At 61.1% G+C, this 3,316-nt stretch carries 3 protein-coding genes and 1 pseudogene; 3 read left to right on the top strand and 1 reads right to left on the bottom strand.

What is annotated here, in order from left to right; translation table 11 throughout:
- The 3 genes from Q0M35_RS18220 to Q0M35_RS18210 all read left to right on the top strand — a co-directional run.
- On the top strand, nucleotides 1-1,747 hold a 1,747-nt coding region (locus Q0M35_RS18220; protein WP_295317669.1), incomplete at its 5' end, for a response regulator.
- A complete protein-coding gene (locus Q0M35_RS18215) occupies nucleotides 1,740-2,087 on the top strand; it encodes an Hpt domain-containing protein (RefSeq protein WP_295317668.1) in 348 nt (115 codons plus the stop codon). The genes Q0M35_RS18220 and Q0M35_RS18215, both read left to right, overlap by 8 nt.
- Nucleotides 2,080-3,108 carry an adenylate/guanylate cyclase domain-containing protein gene (locus tag Q0M35_RS18210; protein WP_295317667.1) on the top strand — a complete coding sequence of 343 codons (1,029 nt, stop codon included), beginning with the start codon at nucleotides 2,080-2,082 and terminating at the stop codon, nucleotides 3,106-3,108. Before Q0M35_RS18215 ends, Q0M35_RS18210 begins: the two co-directional genes overlap by 8 nt.
- 25 nt (nucleotides 3,109-3,133) lie before the next feature.
- Here the strand turns inward: Q0M35_RS18210 and Q0M35_RS18205 are convergent.
- Nucleotides 3,134-3,316, bottom strand: a pseudogene (locus Q0M35_RS18205) (cobyric acid synthase CobQ); the annotation flags it as partial.

Below are 3,316 nucleotides of genomic sequence, written 5' to 3'. Positions count from 1 at the left end.
GCCGCTGTTGCGGGGGGACGAGGCGGTGGGGATGCTGAGTTTTATCCGGATGGAGAGGAAAGCCTTCAGCCGCGACGAGATCGCCCTTGCCCAGTCCTTCGGGGATCAGGCGGTGATCGCCATCGAAAACGTGCGGCTCTTTCAGGAAGCTGAAGACGCCCGCACCGCCGCGGAGGCGGCCAATGAAGCCAAAAGTGCTTTCCTTGCCACTATGAGCCACGAAATCCGAACGCCGATGAACGCTGTGATCGGGATGAGCGGACTGCTGATGGACACGGACCTCAACGATGAGCAGGCCGACTACGCCCGTACAATCCGCGACAGCGGCGATGCGCTGCTGGGCATTATCAATGAAATCCTCGATTTTTCCAAGATTGAGGCCGGGCAGATGGACATCGAAAAGCACCCCTTTGATCTGCGCGAATGTGTCGAATCCGCGCTCGATCTGGTGGCGGGGCGGGCGGCAGAGAAACATCTCGATATCGCCTATATCCTGGATGAGAGCGTGCCGGCGGCAATCAGCGCCGATCTCACGCGGTTGCGTCAGATCCTGCTCAACCTGTTGTCCAATGCAGTAAAATTCACCCACTCCGGTGAGGTCGTCGTCAGCGTGTCAGCCGCAGAAACAAAGCCGGACGCACCTGTGGAAATGAGCTTTGAGGTGCGCGACACCGGCATCGGGCTCACGGAGAAGGGCATGAGCCGGCTTTTCCAGTCTTTCAGCCAGGCGGACAGCTCCACGACCCGCAAATACGGCGGCACCGGCCTCGGGCTCGCCATCTCAAAACGTCTCGCGGAACTTATGGGCGGCACAATGGAAGCCAGGAGCGAAGGCGAAGGCAAGGGCTCCGTTTTCCGTTTCACGATCCTTGCGGACCGCGCGCAGCTGCCCGGCAAAAAGGCCCGTCGCCTTTCCGGCACCCAGGCTGAACTTGAAGGCAAACGCCTGCTGGTGGTCGATGACAATGCCACCAACCTCAAAATCCTGTCGCTGCAGACGGGCAAGTGGGGCATGCATACCCGCGCGGAAAACCATCCGGAACTGGCGCTCAAAGCACTGAAGGATGACGCATTCGACCTGGCGATCCTGGATATGCACATGCCTGACATGGACGGTCTGGAGCTCGCGCGGCGCATGCGCAAAATGCGCCCCGGAATGCCGCTGGTGCTCTTCAGTTCGCTCGGACTGCGCGACGTGGAAACCGAAGAGGCGCTTTTCGATGCCTATCTCGCCAAACCGCTGCGACAGTCGCATCTTTTCGACACGCTGATCACGCTGCTGACCCCGAAAGAAACCGTGGTTACCCGCAGGCCCGAAGACAAAAAGCCTGCTACCGACCCTGAGATGGCAGCGCGTCACCCGCTGCGCATTCTGCTGGCTGAAGACAATCTGGTGAACCAGAAACTGGCGATCCGACTGCTGGAGCAGATGGGGTACCGCGCGGATCTTGCCAGCAACGGAGTTGAGGCGCTGCAGAGCGTGGCGCGTCAGACATATGACGTGGTGCTGATGGATGTGCAGATGCCCGAAATGGACGGGCTGGAGGCCGCCCGCCGGATTACGTCGGAGGCCGCCCGCGACGCGCGGCCGAAGATCATCGCGATGACCGCCAACGCCATGCAGGGCGACCGCGAAATGTGCCTGGAGGCCGGCATGGACGACTATATTGCCAAGCCCATTCGGGTGGACAGGCTGATCACGGCGCTGATGGATGTGCCCCAGAGAGACAGGAAATCCCATGACTGAAAGCCCCGTTGACGAGGCCGTTCTGCGCGAACTGGAAGAGGCGACAGGCGCTGATTTCGTGGCCGAACTGGTCGCGACCTTTCTGGAGGAAGCGCCGGTGATGATCGCAGACCTCAGCACAGCGGCCGGTGCCGGGGACGGCGAGGCGTTTCGCCGTGCCGCGCATTCGCTGAAGTCCAACGCCAGCACTTTTGGCGCCACGATCCTGTCGGACCAGGCACGCGCTCTTGAGCTCGGTGGCCTGCCTGAGGACGCAGAGGCGCGCGACGATGCGATCAGCGCGCTGAAGGCCGGCTATGACCAGGCCGCTGCGCATCTGCGGGATCTGACGGATGGCTGATCCCGGCGGGCACCTGCTTATTGTCGACGACAACAAGGTCAACCGCCTGCTGCTGTCGCGCAGTGTGGAACTGCTGGGCCACAAAGCTTCCGTCGCCGAAAACGGCCGGATCGCCATGGAACGGCTGCAGCAGGAAAGCTTTGATCTGATGCTGCTGGACATAGAGATGCCGGAGATGGACGGCTTTGAAGTGCTGGCCGCGATCAAAGCGGACGCAAAGCTCAGAGATCTGCCGGTGATTGTGACATCTTCGGTGGAAGGCATTGAAAACATTGTCCGATGTATTGAGCTTGGCGCGGAGGATTATCTCGCCAAGCCGGTCAACAAAACACTTCTCGGCGCCCGGCTTTCGTCGGGGTTGGAGAAAAAACGTCTGCGCGATGAGCAAAAGCAGCTGCTCAAGCGCTTCGCCACCAGCGAAGTAGCCGACGATCTGCAGGCCTCAGGCTTCGCCATTGGCGGCAGCCGTGTCCGGGCCTCGGTACTTTTCTGCGATATCCGCGGCTTTACCAGCCTCTCCGAAGACCAGTCACCCGAAGAGACCATTGAGCTTCTGAATGTCTATTATACCCTGATGTTCGAGGCTATCGGCAGCCATGGTGGTATTGTCACGCTGATGATCGGTGACGGACTGATGGCGGTTTTCGGCGCGCCGCAATCATTGGAGAACCCGGCTGCCAGCGCCGTTTTGGCGGCAAAGGACATGCTCGCTATGATGGGGCAGTTCAACGAGGAACGCCGCGCTGACGGGCGCCCGGTCATCGGGCTGGGCGTTGGCATCGCCACGGGCGAGGTGGTCGCGGGCTATGCGGGCACCGACCAGCGCGCGACCTATACCTGCATCGGATCGACGGTGAACCTGGCTGCACGGCTTGAGGCCCATACCAAAGTGCTGAGCCGTGAAATACTCATTGACGCGGAAACCCTCGCAGCGCTCGGCGACGGTTTTGACACCGAAGAACATGCCGGCGTGACGCTGAAAGGCTTCTCCGGATCGCTCACCGTCTGCTCGGTCACCTGAGCGTCCCGGGCTCAGACGGGCGGTCTCAGCCCGCGCAGCTGAGCAGACCGTCTACATCGAGATGCGTCTCGATGTGGTCAGCCAGCGCGTCGAGCGTCTGTTCAACACCCGCCGCATAGGAAAAATCTGTGCCGGTGATCCCCTGGAAGTTCAGAAAGGCCCGCCGGAAGGCATCGTCCGAGAACATGCCGTGCAGATAGCTGCCGGC

Source organism: Roseobacter sp. (genome assembly GCF_024639605.1).
GTDB lineage: Bacteria > Pseudomonadota > Alphaproteobacteria > Rhodobacterales > Rhodobacteraceae > Roseobacter.
Note: the sequence above shows the minus strand (reverse complement) of the source record. Positions and strands in the feature narration are given on the sequence as shown.